Below are 15,809 nucleotides of genomic sequence, written 5' to 3' on the forward strand. Positions count from 1 at the left end.
CTATAAAAAAATCGCCGTGTTTAACCCGACTTCTCTCTGATACCCAACGCGATGTGTATGCAGTCAGAGCGAATGTAGCGAACGCTATATTTCAGGAGTGCATCATGAATAGTTACAGCCAGACGGCGGAAGCGGTGCAGAAGCGCACCAACGCCCGCTACTGGATCGTGGTGATGTTGTTTATCGTCACCTCGTTCAACTACGGCGACCGCGCCACCATTTCCATCGCCGGTTCCGCCATGTCGAAAGATATCGGTCTCGATTCGGTGGGGCTGGGCTACATCTTCTCGGCGTTCTCGTGGGCCTACGTTATCGGCCAGATCCCCGGCGGCTGGCTGCTGGACCGCTTTGGATCAAAACGCGTCTACTTCTGGAGCATCTTCCTCTGGTCGCTTTTTACTCTGCTGCAGGGCTTTGTCGATATCTTTAGCGGCTATGCCATTGTGGTCTCACTGTTCATGCTGCGCTTTATGGTCGGTCTGGCAGAAGCGCCATCTTTCCCGGGCAACAGCCGTATCGTCGCGGCCTGGTTCCCGGCGCAGGAGCGCGGTACCGCCGTCGCCATCTTTAACTCGGCCCAGTATTTCGCCACGGTGATTTTCGCGCCGATTATGGGCTGGCTGGTATCGGAAGTGGGCTGGGCGCACGTGTTCTGGTTTATGGGCGGCCTCGGCATCATTCTCAGCTTTATCTGGCTGAAAGTGATCCACGATCCCAACGACCATCCTGGCGTGAATAAAGCCGAGCTGGAGTATATGGAGCAGGGCGGCGCGCTGATCAATATGGATGCGAAAAAGGCGCAGCAGAAAGTGAGCTGGGATGAGAAGTGGTTCCAGATCAAGCAGCTGCTCTCCTCGCGCATGATGCTGGGCATCTATCTCGGCCAGTACTGCGTCAACGCGCTCACCTACTTCTTTATCACCTGGTTCCCGGTCTATCTGGTGCAGGCGCGCGGCATGTCGATTCTGAAAGCGGGGATGATCGCCTCGATTCCGGCGGTGTGCGGCTTCCTCGGCGGCGTGCTGGGCGGCGTCATCTCCGATTACCTGATGCGCAAAACCGGCTCGCTCAACATCGCGCGCAAAACGCCTATCGTGCTCGGCATGCTGCTCTCTATCAGCATGGTGATGTGCAACTACAGCGACACCGAATGGGTGGTGGTGTTCTTTATGGCGCTCGCCTTCTTCGGCAAAGGTATTGGCGCGCTGGGCTGGGCGGTGATGGCGGATACCGCGCCGAAAGAGATCAGCGGCCTGAGCGGCGGCCTGTTCAATATGTTCGGCAACTTCTCCGGCATCGTCACGCCTATCGCTATCGGCTACATCATCGCCACCAGCGGTTCGTTTGAAGGCGCGCTGATCTATGTCGGCATCCATGCGTTCGTCGCCGCCTTCAGCTTCCTGGTGATTGCAGGCGATATCAAACGCATCGAACTGAAACCGCGGACATAAGGAGGGAATATGTCTACGCAAAGCTCACCGGTGATTACCCGCATGCAGGTGATCCCGGTCGCCGGATACGACAGCATGCTGCTGAATATCGGCGGCGCGCATAACGCCTGCTTTACCCGCAATATCGTGGTGCTGACCGACAGCGCCGGGCATACCGGCGTCGGCGAAGCGCCGGGTGGCGACACCATCTACCAGACGCTGGTCGAGGCGATCCCGCAGGTTGAAGGCCAGCAGGTGGCGCGCATGAACCGGCTGGTGCAGCAGGTGCACAAAGGCAATCAGTCGGCCGATTTCGACACCTTCGGCAAGGGCGCCTGGACCTTTGAGCTGCGCGTCAACGCGGTCGCTGCGCTGGAAGCGGCGCTGCTCGACCTGCTCGGACAGTGCCTCGGCGTGCCGGTGGCGGAGCTGCTCGGCCCCGGCCAGCAGCGCGACGAGGTGACGGTGCTGGGCTATCTCTTCTATATCGGCGACCGCCGCAAAACCGATCTGCCCTATCAGAGCGGCGAGAGCGGCGACCACGACTGGTATCGCCTGCGCCATCAGGAGGCGCTGACGCCCGAGGCGGTGGTGCGTCTGGCGGAGGCGGCGCAGGACAAATATGGCTTTAAGGATTTCAAACTCAAAGGCGGCGTGCTGCCGGGCGAGCAGGAGATTGATTCCGCGGCGGCGCTAAAGCGGCGCTTTCCTGACGCGCGCATTACCGTCGATCCCAACGGCGCCTGGACGCTGGACGAGGCGATCCGCCTCTGCAAAGGCATGGGCGAGGTGCTGACCTACGCGGAAGATCCGTGCGGCGCCGAGCAGGGCTATTCCGGCCGCGAGGTGATGGCGGAGTTCCGCCGCGCCACCGGGCTGCCGGTCGCCACCAATATGATCGCCACCAACTGGCGCGAGATGAACCATGCGGTGATGCTCAATGCGGTCGATATTCCGCTGGCCGATCCGCACTTCTGGACGCTGAGCGGCGCGGTGCGCGTGGCGCAGCTCTGCGACGAGTGGGGCCTTACCTGGGGCTGTCACTCCAATAACCACTTCGATATTTCGCTGGCGATGTTTACCCACGTCGGCGCAGCCGCGCCGGGCAATCCCACCGCGCTCGATACCCACTGGATCTGGCAGGAGGGCGACCAGCGCCTGACTAAACAGCCGCTGCAGATCCGCAACGGCAAAATCGCCGTGCCCGACGCGCCGGGGCTCGGCGTCGAGCTGGACTGGGATCGGCTGCGCCAGGCCCACGACCTCTTTAAATCGCTGCCGGCGGGCGCGCGTAACGACGCCACCGCCATGCAGTATCTGATTCCCGGTTGGACGTTCGACCGTAAGCGCCCGGCATTCGGCCGCGCCACAGTGTAAGGAGCAGGAGATGAGTTCGACACCGAAAGTCACAGCGATGCAGGTTATTCCGGTAGCGGGATATGACAGCATGTTGCTCAACCTGAGCGGCGCGCACGCGCCTTTTTTCACCCGCAATATTGTGATTATCAAGGATAACGCGGGCCATACCGGCGTCGGCGAAATCCCTGGCGGCGAGAAAATCCGCCAGACGCTGGAAGATGCGGCGGCGCTGGTGATCGGCAAAACGGTTGGCGAGTATAAAAACGTACTCAGCCTGGTGCGCAGCACCTTCGCCGATCGCGATTCCTCCGGGCGCGGCAGCCAGACCTTTGACCTGCGCACCACCATTCACGTGGTTACCGGCATTGAGGCGGCGCTGCTCGATCTGCTGGGCCAGCATCTGCAGGTCAACGTCGCGACGCTGCTGGGCGACGGACAGCAGCGCGACCGCGTCGAGATGCTTGGCTACCTGTTCTACATCGGCGACCGTAAAAAGACCGGGCTGCCCTATCAGAGCCAGCAAGATGAGGCCTGCGACTGGTATCGCCTGCGCCACGAAGAGGCGCTGACGCCGGACGCGGTGGTGCGGCTGGCCGAGGCGGCGTACGACAAATATGGCTTTAACGACTTCAAGCTCAAGGGCGGCGTGCTGCGCGGCGGCGAAGAGGCGGAAGCGGTAACGGCGCTGGCGAAGCGCTTTCCAGAGGCGCGCATTACGCTCGATCCCAACGGCGCCTGGTCGCTCAACGAGGCGATCCTGCTCGGCAAGCAGCTGAAAGGGGTGCTGGCCTATGCGGAAGATCCGTGCGGCGCCGAGCAGGGCTATTCCGGCCGCGAGGTGATGGCGGAGTTCCGCCGCGCCACCGGGCTGCCGACCGCCACCAATATGATCGCCACCGACTGGCGGCAGATGGGCCATACGCTGTCGCTGCAGTCGGTCGATATTCCGCTGGCCGATCCGCACTTCTGGACCATGCAGGGCTCGGTGCGCGTGGCGCAGATGTGCCACGACTTCGGCCTGACCTGGGGCTCGCACTCCAACAACCACTTCGACGTCTCGCTGGCGATGTTCACCCATGTGGCGGCCGCCGCGCCAGGCGCCATCACCGCCATCGACACCCACTGGATCTGGCAGGAGGGCAACCAGCGCCTGACCAAAGAGCCGCTGCAAATCAAAGGCGGCATGGTGCAGGTGCCGCAGAAGCCGGGACTGGGCGTCGAGCTGGATATGGATCAGGTTATGCAGGCCAACGCGCTGTATCAAAAACATGGACTGGGCGCGCGCGACGATGCGCAGGCGATGCAGTTTCTCGTACCGAACTGGACCTTCGACAATAAACGTCCCTGTCTGGTGCGCTAACTTTTAGGCTCCCTGCGGGGAGCGGTTGTAACGGGAGAAGAGATGATGAGTAACAGAGCCTGGCCGAACGCATTTCGCCGTCGTCTGCTGGCAGGAGAAACCCTGATCGGCAGCTGGTGCGCGCTGGCAAACCCTGTCACCACTGAAGTGCTCGGCCTGGCCGGTTTCGACTGGCTGGTGCTGGACGGCGAACATGCGCCCAACGACATTACCACCTTTGTGCCGCAGCTGATGGCGCTCAAGGGCAGCGTCAGCGCGCCGGTGGTGCGTCCGCCCTGCAACGAGCCGGTGATCATCAAGCGCCTGCTGGATATCGGCTTCTACAACTTCCTGATCCCGTTTGTGGAAACAGAAGAGGAGGCGCTGCGCGCCGTGGCCTCGACCCGCTACCCGCCCGCGGGCATTCGCGGCGTCTCGGTGTCGCACCGCAGCAATATGTACGGCACGCTGCCCGACTACAACGCCACGGTGAACGACAACATTACGGTGCTGGTGCAGATTGAAACCCAGCAGGCGGTGGACAATATCGACGCCATCGCCGCGGTAGAGGGCGTCGACGGCATCTTCGTCGGCCCTGGCGATCTCTCCGCCGCGCTCGGCTATCTCGGCCAGCCTGCGCATCCCGAGGTGCTGAAGGTGATCAAGCATGTGTTTGAGCGCGCCAAAGCGGCGGGCAAGCCGAGCGGCATCCTCGCGCCGGTCGAAGCGGACGCGCGCCGCTATCTCGAATGGGGCGCCAGCTTCGTGGCGGTGGGCAGCGACGTAGGCGTCTTCCGCAACGCGACTCAGGCGCTGTGCGACAAATTTAAGAAGTAACTGACGAAGGGGAAAGGCAATGAAAATTGGATTTATCGGCCTCGGCATCATGGGCAAACCGATGAGTAAAAACCTGGTGAAAGCCGGTTATTCTCTGGTTGTGCGCGATCACAACGCCAGCAACGAAGCGGAATTAAGCGCGCTGGGCGCCAGCGTGGCGAAATCACCGAAAGAGGTGGCTGAGCAGGTTGACGTGGTGATCACCATGGTGCCCAACTCGCCGCAGGTGAAAGAGGTTTGCTTGGGCGAAAACGGCATTCTCGACGGCGCGAAGCCGGGCCTGATCGTCATCGATATGAGTTCTATCGCGCCGCTCGCCAGCCGCGAGGTGCACGACGCGCTGGCGGAGAAGGGCATTAAAATGCTCGATGCGCCGGTGAGCGGCGGCGAGCCGAAAGCGATTGAAGGCACGCTTTCCGTGATGGTGGGCGGCGACAAAGAGATTTTCGACCGCTGCTACGACATCATGAAGGCGATGGCGGGATCGGTGGTGCACACCGGCGATATCGGCGCGGGCAACGTCACCAAACTGGCGAACCAGGTGATCGTGGCGCTCAATATCGCGGCGATGTCGGAAGCGCTGTCGCTGGCGACCAAGGCGGGCGTCAATCCCGAGCTGGTCTATCAGGCGATCCGCGGCGGGCTGGCGGGCAGCACCGTGCTCGACGCCAAAGCGCCGATGGTGCTGGATCGCAACTTCAAGCCGGGCTTCCGCATCGATCTGCATATCAAGGATCTGGCCAACGCGCTCGATACCTCGCACGGCATCGGCGCCCATCTTCCGCTCACCGCCGCGGTGATGGAGATGATGCAGGCGCTGCGCAACGACGGCCAGGGCAACGCCGACCATAGCGCGCTTGCCTGCTATTATGAAAAATTAGCCAAGGTTGAGATAACCCGTTAACGCAGTGCAGCGGCCGGCGCGGCCGCTGCACTGCGCCATCACGGATGATGAACCGTCTATCAACAGCGCCTGGATTGCCTATGAAAATCGTAATCGCACCGGATTCATACAAAGAGAGTTTATCCGCCTCAGGCGTGGCAACCGCGATTGAAGCGGGCTTCCGCGAGATTTTTCCTGACGCTACCTACGTGAAGATACCGGTTGCCGACGGCGGCGAAGGCACGGTTGAGGCGATGGTGGCGGCGACGGCGGGGAGTATCGTCAACCTGCGCGTAACCGGACCGCTCGGCGCGCCGGTCGACGCCTTCTACGGCCTCTCCGGCGACGCGCGCACCGCCTTTATTGAAATGGCGGCCGCCAGCGGGCTGGAGCTGGTGCCCGCCGCGCAGCGCGATCCCCTGACCACCACTTCGTTCGGCACCGGCGAGCTGATCAAGAGCGCGCTGGACAACGGCGTCGGGCATATCATTATCGGCATCGGCGGCAGCGCCACCAACGATGGCGGCGCGGGCATGATGCAGGCGCTGGGCGCGCGGCTGCTGGATGCGCAGCAGAACGAGATCGGCTTCGGCGGCGGCGCGCTGCCGGAGCTGGCAAAAATTGATATCAGCGGACTGGACGCGCGCGTGCGGCAGTGCCGTTTCGAAGTGGCGTGCGACGTGACTAATCCGCTGACCGGCCGCGACGGCGCGTCGGCTATCTTCGGCCCGCAGAAAGGCGCGACGCCGCAGCTGGTGGAGCAGCTGGACAGCGCGCTGGCGCACTACGCGGCGATTATTCAGCGCGATCTCGATATCGACGTGCTGCATATTCCCGGCGGCGGCGCGGCGGGCGGCATGGGCGCGGCGCTGCACGCCTTCTGCCAGGCAGATCTGCGACGCGGCATCGAAATTGTCACCGAGGCGCTCGGGCTGGCGGAGCAGGTCAAAGACGCTTCGCTGGTGATTACCGGCGAAGGGCGCATCGACAGCCAGAGCATCAACGGCAAGGTGCCGATTGGCGTGGCGCAGGTGGCGAAACAGTTTAACAAGCCGGTGATCGGCATTGCCGGCAGCCTGACGGCGGATGTGGGCGTGGTGCATCAGCACGGTCTGGACGCGGTATTCAGCGTGCTTTACAGCATCTGTACGCTGGAGGAGGCGCTGACGAACGCCGAAACCAATCTGCGGCTGGCGGCCAGGAATATCGCCGCGACGCTGAAGATGGGCGGCGTAATAGAGTAAAAAAGCGGCCTTCAGACGGCTAACAAACTTAAAATGTGGATGACATGGATCGAAGAGCAAAGCGTCCCGCGCAAGGGACTGCGCGGGCCGAGCTGTCAGGGATGACGCTTTTTGCGTCTTTGCGATCGAGCCATGTCATCCACATCAGCACGTTTTTCAATAATCTCAAGCGGCCCTCAGGCCGCTTTCTGTTTTACTTTTTGTATTTCGCTTCCAGCGTTGCGAACCACGGCGCGACGAAATCGTTATTGCCGCCCCAGCCGGGAACGATCTTATTCAGCGACGCCACGTTAATCGCGCCCTGCTGGCTGTTCAGCTGTTGCTGAGAAATTGAGGCGCCTTTGAAGTCGTAGCTGGCGGGCGTGGCTTCGCCGGCGATCTTATTCGCCACCAGGCGCATATTCACCGCGCCGATGGTTTTCGGATCGACCGCCACCGTCTGCACCCACGGGCTGTTCTTCTCGCGCATCAGCTGCAGATCCTGGTTAGAGACGTCGATGCTGTAGAGCTTGATCTCAGTGCGGCCGTTCTCCTGCAGCGCCTTATAGGCGCCCTGGCTAAAGGCGTCCCACGCGCCCCAGATCGCGTCGATCTTACCTTTCGGATACTTGGCGAGGATCGCGCCGATCTTGTTGGCCGTATCCCCCTGCACGTCAGAGGAGACCGCGCCAATTGACTCCAGCTGATGAATGCCTGGATTTTCCTTCAGCAGCTTCTCATACACCACCTGACGGCGCTCCATTGCCGGGAAACCGGCCACCCACAGCTTGACGATATTGGCCTTGCCGTTGAAATCCTTGATCAGCTGGCCGAGCGACGACTGCGCCAGCGAGGCGTCATCCTGCGCGGTCACGGTCACGCCGGGGATCGGCGTATCGACCGGGGTGTCGAACACCGACACTTTAATGCCCGCGTCGGCGACGCGCTTCACCAGACCGCTGGCGTAGGGCGCTTTGCCGTGCGACAGAATAATGCCGTCATACTTCTGGCTGATCGCCTGATTAACGAAGTCCTGGAAACGTGCGTCGTCGCCGTTGCTGAGAAAGGTGCTGACCTTAAAGCCCAGCTTGCGGCCCTCCTGAATGGCGCCGGCGACAAACTGCGTGGTGTTGTCGTCAGAGCCCAGGTTGCGGATCACCGCGATGCGCACCGGACCCTCATGATTCGCAATGGGCGCAGGCACCGGCGCAACGGTGTCGGCAAAGGCGCTGGCAGAAAGCAGGCTGAGAGTCAGCAGAGAAAGCGATATTTTTTTCATTGTCTTTTTTCCAGGTTAATCAGCGCTAGCGGCGCTGAACGTAGGTCATCGCCAGTGCCAGAGCCAGCACCAGTCCTTTAATAATATCCATGGCGTAATAGGGAACGGAGAGCATCACCAGCCCATTTTGCAGCACGCCGAGCAGCACCGCGCCCACCAGCGTGCCGAGCGCGTTAGGCTTGCCGGCGCCCGCCAGCGACAGCCCGATCCAGGCGGCCGCCACGGCGTCCATCAGGTAGCCGCCGCCGGCGTTGACCTGCGACGAGCCGATGCGCGACGCCAGCAGAATGCCGCCCAGGCCCGCCAGCAGCGAGGCGATCACATAGGCCAGCACGCGGTAGCGCGTGGTGCGAATGCCGGAGAGGCGCGCCGCTTCCGGGTTGCCGCCCAGCGCATACATGCGGCGGCCGTGGGTGGTGAGCGACAGCGCCAGCTGCGCCGCCGCCGTCACCACCAGCATAATAATAACGATCACCGGCACCTGGCCGAGCAGGCCGAAGCCCGCCGGAATCGCGCCTTCCGCCATATCGCCGCTCGGCATCACCATGTTTTCCGTGATCGAACCGCCGTAGCTGTAGGTCATCGCTACGCCCTGGATAATAAACAGCGTGGCGAGCGTCGCCAGCATATCGGGAATGCGCAAAATCACGATCAGAAAGGCGTTGAACAGCCCGATCAGCGTACAGAGCGCCAGGGTCAGCGCAATCGCCTCGACGCTGTTCATGCCGTACCAGACGAACAGCGAGATCACCAGCGCGTTGGCCAGCGAGGCGGTAGAGCCGACCGACAGATCGAAGCCGCCGACGGTCAGCGACACCGAGACGCCCACGGCGATCACCGTCACGATGGCGATGGATCGCAGGATATTGATGATGTTGTTGGGTTCCAGAAAACTGTCGGAGGCGATGCCGAAGCCGGCAATCAGCAGGGCGACCGTGATCAGCATGCCCCACTTATAGAAGAAGTCGAACAGTCGATGGCGCAGCGGCGTCGCCGCGGTCAGGGTAATCTCTTTGCTGCTCACGCAGGGGTTCCTCCAGTGGAATAAAGCAGAAGCGTCTCTTCGGTGGCCGCGCGTCCGTCCAGCTCGGCCACGATGCGCCCGTCCCAGAGCACGCAAATTCGGTCGCACAGCCCAACCAGCTCGGAAAATTCGCCGGAAGCGTAAATCACGCCTTTGCCTTCCTGGGCCAGACCGCTAATTAAGCGGAACAGTTCGGTTTTCGCCTTGATATCGACGCCTTTGGTCGGCTCATCGAAAATCAGCACGTCGGCGTGGCTGCGCAGCCACTTGCCGATGGCGATCTTCTGCTGGTTGCCGCCGGAGAGGCGGCGCAGCGGCTGCCCCGGGCCGGTGGTGCGCACGTTCAGACGCTGGATCACCGCTTCCGCCCAGCGCCACGCCTGGCGATGGCCGAACAGGCTCCAGCGCGAAAAGCTGCTGTCGGCGCTGACGCTGAGGTTCATCGCCACCGGCTCGTCGATAAAAATGCCCTCTTTGCGCCGCTCTTCCGGCACCAGCGCCATGCGCCGGCTCACCGAATCGTGCGGCGAGCGCGGCCGCCACGGCCTGCCGTGCAGTTCGCCGCGCGTAACCCGGCTTTTGCTGGCGCCGAACAGCGCTTTGCACAGCTCGGTTTTGCCCGCGCCCGCCAGCCCGGCAATGCCGAGGATCTCGCCCTGGTGCAGCCGCAGCGAAATATCCTGCAGCAGCCGATCGTCGTGCAGCCCCTCTACCGCCAGCAGCAGCGGCTGCGCGCGGGCGGGACGGCGCGGCGGATAGATGTCGGTCAGCTGATGGCCGAGCATCTTCTCGACGATCTGCTCGCCGCTGAGCGCCGCCATCGGGCCGCTCTCGATCAGGCGGCCGTCGCGCAGCACCGTCAGGCGGTCGCAGATCGCCTTCAGTTCATGAATGCGGTGCGAGATAAACACCACGCCGATGCCGCTGTTTTGCAGGCGGCGCACCACGGCGAACAGCCGCTCGCTTTCGTGCTGGTCGAGCGGGGCGGTCGGTTCGTCGAGGATCAGAAAGCGGCAGTGGTGCGACAGCGCGCGCGCCAGCAAAATCTGCTGCTTCTCCGCCAGCGTGCAGCGCTCCACCAGCTGGTTTACGTCGATGTTCGCCTCGAGCTGCGCCAGCAGGGCGCGCGCCTGGCGGCGAATGGCGCGCCAGCGAAAGCCGTGCCCCGGTTCGGCCAGCCGATCCAGCAGGATGTTCTCCGCCACGCTGAGCTGAGGCACCAGCGCCACGTCCACCTCCTGCTGCACCAGGTGAATGCCGAGCTGTTTCGCGTCGCGCGGGCTGCGTATCGACACCGGCGCGCCGTCCAGCCGGATTTCGCCGCTGTAGTGGCTGTGCGCGCCGGACAGCACCGCCATCAGCGTCGATTTGCCCGCGCCGTTAGCGCCGGTCAGCGCATGCACCGAGTGGCCTTCCGCGACGAAATCCACCTGCGTCAGCGCGGCGAATCCGCCGAATGCGAGTGAGATATTGCGCATCTCAAGGCGGTTTAAGGCACCCATTAGCTGAAGCTCTCCTGTTACTGGCTGGCCGCAATTTTTTCCTGAAGTTTCAGGCGCGGCAACAGCCGAAAGCGCATAAGCTAGCACGAAATCTTATTAGCCATCCAGACGCCTGGATAGTTTGGCGGCTAAAGCTGGCGCGCCCGATAACGCTGGTGTTTTACAACAGGGAAGGAAAGAGAAGTGGTGTTTTATGCTGGCGCGGCGCGCGGGCATAAAAAAACCAGGCCGAAGCCTGGTTGCATGCAGCTGATAAACTCACTACGCGGATGACATGGACCGAAGAGCAAAGCGTCCCGCGCAAGGGACTGCGCGGGCCGAGCTGCCAGGGATGGCGTTTTGCGACTTTGCGATCGGGCCATGCCATCCGCGTTAGCGCAGAGCAACATTCCTGAACCAGGCCGCAGCCTGGTTGATCAAAACATGACGCGCTTACTTTTCTGGAATCACATTCAGCAGAGTAGTGAGCAGTTTCCAGTAAAGGCCGACGCTCTCGATATGCACCTGCTCGTCCGGCGAGTGCGGACCGGTGATGGTCGGGCCGATAGAAACCATATCCATGTTCGGGTAAGGCTTCTTGAACAGGCCGCACTCGAGACCGGCGTGGATCACCTGAATGTTCGGCGTTTTGTCGAACAGCGCGATATAGGTCTGACGGGTCAGCGCCATAATCGGCGAGTTGGCGTCCGGCTGCCAGCCCGGATAGCCGCCTTTCGGTTTAGTCTGCGCGCCAGCCAGCTGGCCGAGGGAGGTCAGCATCTGCACCACGTAGTCGCGGCCGGTATCGATCAGCGAACGGATCAGGCAGTTAATCTCCGCCTTATCGTGCTCCATGGTGACCACGCCGACGTTAAGAGAGGTTTCCACCACGCCTTTCGCCACGTCGGAGTTGCGGATCACGCCGTTCGGCGTGCTGTTCAGCAGGTTCAGGAAGCGGTCGCGGCTCTCTGCGCTCAGCGCCTCGCCCTGATGCGCCAGCGGCTCGGTCACGACATTGATGTTCTTCTCTTTCACGCCGTGCTCGTTTTGCAGCGCCAGCAGGAAGTGCGCCGCCGCCGATTTCAGCGCGTCGACCTTATGGCTCTCGACCGCCAGCGTAGCGAAGGCTTCGCGCGGGATAGCGTTGCGCAGCGTGCCGCCGGTAAAATCAATCAGACGCAGGTCGAGTTCGGCGGCGTGCGCGGCGAGGAAGCGCGCCAGCAGCTTGTTGGCGTTGCCGAGACCCATATGGATATCCGCGCCGGAATGGCCGCCGCGCAGCCCTTTCAGGGTCAGCTTCAGCGTTTCGAAGTCAGCTGGCACCGCTTCGCGCGTCAGCGGCAGGGTAGTGATAAAGTCGATGCCGCCCGCGCAGCCCATGTAGATCTCGCCTTCCTCTTCCGAGTCGGTGTTGATCAGGATCTCCGCCTGCAGCCAGTTCGGCTGCAGACCGAAGGCGCCGTCCATGCCGGTCTCTTCGGTCATGGTGAGCAGCACTTCCAGCGGGCCGTGGGTCAGGCTGCTGTCGGCCAGCACCGCCAGCGCGGACGCCATGCCGATGCCATTATCGGCGCCCAGCGTGGTGCCGCGCGCCTTCACCCATTCGCCGTCAATATAGGGCTGAATCGGATCTTTAGTGAAGTCATGAGCGGTGTCGTTGTTTTTCTGCGGCACCATATCGAGGTGCGCCTGCAGCGCTACCGGCGTGCGGTTTTCCATCCCGGCGGTTGCCGGTTTGCGGATCAGGATATTGCCGACCGCGTCGCGCTCGACCCAAAAACCTTGCTCTTTCGCCCAGCCGACAATATAGGTGGCCAGCGCTTCCTCATGAAAAGAGGGGTGCGGAATAGAGCAAATTTTGGCGAAGATATCCCACAGCGGTTGGGGAGAAAGCTGAGACAATTCAGACACGACAGGTCTCCTGTGTCAGTGCGCCGGCCAGGCCGGTGTGCGCGAGTTTCCAGTGAATGGTCGCCGTCAGCGAATCTGACGTGATGGGGCTGAGAATATCACTGTTATCGCCGGGTGCGTACTCAGGCGCGCTAAAAAGCCGCAACCAGTGGTTCGGATGCTGGTTTTTAGCGCTGAGGATCCTTATAATCTCGCGCAACCTTTTTCCCGTTGCACATTTTTAAGCCGATTAAACTGGCTGGGATCGCTATTCATGAGTGAAAAATACGTCGTTACCTGGGACATGCTGCAGATTCATGCCCGCAAACTGGCTCAGCGCCTGCTGCCTGTCGAACAGTGGAAGGGCATTATCGCGGTCAGCCGCGGCGGCCTGGTGCCGGCTTCTCTGCTGGCGCGCGAGCTTGGCATTCGCTATGTCGACACCGTCTGCATCTCCAGCTACGACCACGATCATCAGCGCGAGATGACCGTGCTTAAGCGCGCGGAAGGCGACGGCGAAGGCTTTATCGTCATCGACGACCTGGTCGACACCGGCGGCACCGCGCAGGCGATCCGCGAGATGTATCCCAAAGCGCACTTCGTCACTATCTTCGCTAAGCCGGCAGGCCGCCCGCTGGTGGATGACTACGTGGTAGATATCCCGCAGAACACCTGGATTGAGCAGCCGTGGGACATGGGCGTGGTCTATATCCCGCCCATTGTGAAAGGCGCCTGATCTTTCGTGTGAACAACGCCCGGCTTGCCGGGCGTTGTGCTTTCTGCCGCAGACGGCGGGTAGCATGGCCTGTAGAGCAAAGCGTCCTGCGCCAGGGATGGCGCAGGCCGAGCGGGCAAGGATGCCATCTTTAGCGTCTTTGCGGACAGGCCATGCTACCCGCCGCGCACTGCGCTCTTTTGCACCTCGCGCCGCTCCTGACCCTGCAGTACACTTAGCCTCTGCCAGAGCCGTCAGGAGACCCAAGCATGTCGAGCAAAAATCTCAGCGAAGAGCTATTCAAGCCGCACTACAACTACCCTGAAACCTCCTCGCTGGTGCACCGCCAGCATCACGCCCAGGTAGACGTCGAAGCGACGCTGGACGGCAGCAGCCAGCACGGCTGGTATCGCATGCTCAACAAACTGATGTGGACGTGGCGCGGCGTGCCGCCGCAGGAGATCATCGAAGTGCTGGCGCGTATCGCCAACAGCGACCAGCGCCATACCGACGATGCGCTGCTCGACACCGTGATCGGTTTTCGCAGCGGCAACTGGGCATTTGAGTGGTCAAAGCAGGCGGGCCTCTGGCAGGAGCGCGCGCAGGAAGAGCGCGACGACAGCCTGGCTGGCGAATACTGGCTGCGCGCCTCGCACCTCTTTAGCATGGCCGCCTATCCCTATATCAAAGGCGACGAGCTGGCGGACCAGGCGCAGACGCTGGCGAATCGCGCCTATGAAGAGGCGACGCGTCGGCTGCCCGGCGAACTCAAGGCGCTGAGCTTCAATATCGAAGGCGGCAGCCCGATCACCGGCTTTCTGCATATGCCGCCCAACGCCTCGGCGCCGTATCCCACCGTGCTGCTGTGCGGCGGCCTCGACTCGCTGCAAAGCGATCACTATCGCCTGTTCCATGACTATCTGGCGCCGCGCGGCATCGCCATGCTGACGCTGGATATGCCGTCGGTGGGCTTCTCCGTGAAGTGGCGGCTCAATCAGGACACCAGCTTTCTGCATCAGCAGGTGCTGCGCGATCTGGCCAGCGTGCCCTGGATCGATCACCAGCGCGTGGCGGCGTTCGGCTATCGCTTCGGCGCCAACGTGGCGGTGCGGCTCGCCTATCTGGAAGCGCCGCGCCTGCGCGCCGTGGCGACGCTCGGCCCGATGGTGCACAGCCTGCTGACCAGCGCGCAGCAGCAGGACGCCATCCCGGATATGTATATGGATATGCTCGCCAGCCGCCTCGGCATGGCGTTTACCAGCGACAGCGCGCTGCGCACCGAGCTGAATCGCTACTCGCTCAAAGTGCAGGGGCTGCTGGGCCGTCGCACCTCGACGCCGATGCTGGCGGGCTACTGGCCGGACGATCCCTTCGGCCCGGAAGAGGATGCGCGGCTGATCGCCAGCTCCTCCGCCGATGGCAAACTGCTGCCGATCGCCGCCAGGCCGGCGCTGGCGAATTTCGAGCGCGCGCTGAATGAGGTTTGCGACTGGCTGGCAAAGCGGTTACAACAGTAGCTGGCAAATTCTCAGCGGTTTGCTTTAATACTAACGGTCAAACTTATGGAGAATTAGCATGACGTTACCGAGTGGTCATCCCCGTAGTCGCCTGCTTAAGCGCTTCACCGAGCTGGGACCGTATATCCGCGAAGGGAAATGTGAAGAAACGCGGTTCTTTTTCGACTGCCTGGCCGCCTGCGTCAATGTCAAACCCGCGCCGGAAAGCCGCGAGTTCTGGGGCTGGTGGATGGAGCTGGACGCGCAGCAAGACCATTTTACCTACGTTTATCATATTGGCCTGTTCGATAAAGATGGCGACTGGTCCGTGGCGAACATCAAGGGCAAAGAGAACGCTCAGAAGGTAGAAGAGACGCTGCGTAACTTCCATACCCGTCTGAAAGCGATGCTGCAGGAGCTAAATCTGGGGCTGACGCCCGCGAGCGGCTTTAAAGAGCCGGTCGATCTCAGCGCGTAATCCTGAACCCTGAACGGCAGGCATAGTTCGATTCGCTTCGGCTATGCCTGTTCTGCATTATTGCTGCACCAGCGCTGCGTTTATATTTTCCTCCGCCTTAGTGATATTTCCCGACGCGCCTTTTACTCCCGCTTTTATTTAATTCCCCCTCCCAGACGCAAACTATTTCCACAGCTTATTTGATTATGGATATTAACTAAACCCGCTTTATAAAAGCTGACTAATCAACGTTGCTCGTTGAAATAACCGGTCCAGCTAAATCAGAAATCGGCACGGTATTATTCCTATTCTCATTTTATTGAGGCGGATCGCACTGACGATTTGTAGACGTTTTCCTGACGAAATGGTGTGATACCCGCCAGCGCGACCGCCATT

13 protein-coding genes are annotated in these 15,809 nt (G+C 61.6%); 9 read left to right on the forward strand and 4 right to left on the reverse strand.

Translation table 11 applies throughout. The features are described from left to right. Positions 1–104 precede the first annotated feature (104 nt). From AC6I7Z_RS04525 to AC6I7Z_RS04550, 6 genes are all read left to right on the forward strand, one after another. Positions 105–1,451: an MFS transporter gene (locus AC6I7Z_RS04525; RefSeq protein WP_497813297.1), complete on the forward strand. Its 1,347-nt coding sequence runs from the start codon at positions 105–107 to the stop codon at positions 1,449–1,451. A 9-nt stretch (positions 1,452–1,460) separates the two neighbouring features. Beyond that, the gene (locus AC6I7Z_RS04530) at positions 1,461–2,807 is read left to right on the forward strand and encodes an enolase C-terminal domain-like protein (protein ID WP_497813298.1); all 1,347 of its coding nucleotides are present in this window, start codon (positions 1,461–1,463) and stop codon (positions 2,805–2,807) included. A 10-nt stretch (positions 2,808–2,817) separates the two neighbouring features. Continuing rightward, entirely contained in the window at positions 2,818–4,149 is a 1,332-nt protein-coding gene (gene gudD / locus AC6I7Z_RS04535; RefSeq protein WP_497813299.1) for a glucarate dehydratase, read from the forward strand. A gap of 45 nt (positions 4,150–4,194) precedes the next feature. Beyond that, the gene (gene garL, locus AC6I7Z_RS04540) at positions 4,195–4,965 is read left to right on the forward strand and encodes a 2-dehydro-3-deoxyglucarate aldolase (RefSeq protein ID WP_497815398.1); all 771 of its coding nucleotides are present in this window, start codon (positions 4,195–4,197) and stop codon (positions 4,963–4,965) included. A 19-nt stretch (positions 4,966–4,984) separates the two neighbouring features. Then, entirely contained in the window at positions 4,985–5,869 is an 885-nt protein-coding gene (garR, locus tag AC6I7Z_RS04545) for a 2-hydroxy-3-oxopropionate reductase (RefSeq protein WP_497813300.1), read from the forward strand. Between the two features lie 80 nt (positions 5,870–5,949). Next, a complete protein-coding gene (locus AC6I7Z_RS04550; RefSeq protein ID WP_497813301.1) occupies positions 5,950–7,092 on the forward strand; it encodes a glycerate kinase in 1,143 nt (380 codons plus the stop codon). A gap of 193 nt (positions 7,093–7,285) precedes the next feature. Here AC6I7Z_RS04550 and AC6I7Z_RS04555 read toward each other — a convergent pair whose 3' ends face one another. From AC6I7Z_RS04555 to pepD, 4 genes are all read right to left on the reverse strand, one after another. Further along, entirely contained in the window at positions 7,286–8,350 is a 1,065-nt protein-coding gene (locus AC6I7Z_RS04555; protein ID WP_497813302.1) for a sugar ABC transporter substrate-binding protein, read from the reverse strand. Between the two features lie 25 nt (positions 8,351–8,375). Next, positions 8,376–9,374, reverse strand: coding sequence for an ABC transporter permease (locus AC6I7Z_RS04560; RefSeq protein ID WP_497813303.1), 999 nt, complete (start codon positions 9,372–9,374; stop codon positions 8,376–8,378). Further along, positions 9,371–10,876 carry a sugar ABC transporter ATP-binding protein gene (locus AC6I7Z_RS04565; RefSeq protein WP_497813304.1) on the reverse strand — a complete coding sequence of 502 codons (1,506 nt, stop codon included), beginning with the start codon at positions 10,874–10,876 and terminating at the stop codon, positions 9,371–9,373. The genes AC6I7Z_RS04560 and AC6I7Z_RS04565 overlap by 4 nt, the downstream gene beginning before the upstream one ends. A gap of 432 nt (positions 10,877–11,308) precedes the next feature. Next, positions 11,309–12,766, reverse strand: coding sequence for a beta-Ala-His dipeptidase (gene pepD, locus AC6I7Z_RS04570; RefSeq protein ID WP_497813305.1), 1,458 nt, complete (start codon positions 12,764–12,766; stop codon positions 11,309–11,311). Between the two features lie 253 nt (positions 12,767–13,019). Between pepD and gpt the strand changes: the two genes are divergently transcribed. From gpt to crl, 3 genes are all read left to right on the forward strand, one after another. Continuing rightward, on the forward strand, positions 13,020–13,481 hold the full coding sequence (gene gpt, locus AC6I7Z_RS04575; protein WP_033752804.1) for a xanthine phosphoribosyltransferase: 462 nt from the start codon (positions 13,020–13,022) through the stop codon (positions 13,479–13,481). Positions 13,482–13,729: 248 nt separating this feature from the next. Further along, positions 13,730–14,977: an esterase FrsA gene (gene frsA, locus AC6I7Z_RS04580; protein ID WP_497813306.1), complete on the forward strand. Its 1,248-nt coding sequence runs from the start codon at positions 13,730–13,732 to the stop codon at positions 14,975–14,977. A 58-nt stretch (positions 14,978–15,035) separates the two neighbouring features. Next, the gene (gene crl, locus AC6I7Z_RS04585; protein WP_033752802.1) at positions 15,036–15,434 is read left to right on the forward strand and encodes a sigma factor-binding protein Crl; all 399 of its coding nucleotides are present in this window, start codon (positions 15,036–15,038) and stop codon (positions 15,432–15,434) included. Positions 15,435–15,809: the final 375 nt, after the last annotated feature.

It is taken from the genome of Pantoea sp. X-Soil-MYKO-1289 (assembly GCF_059730625.1).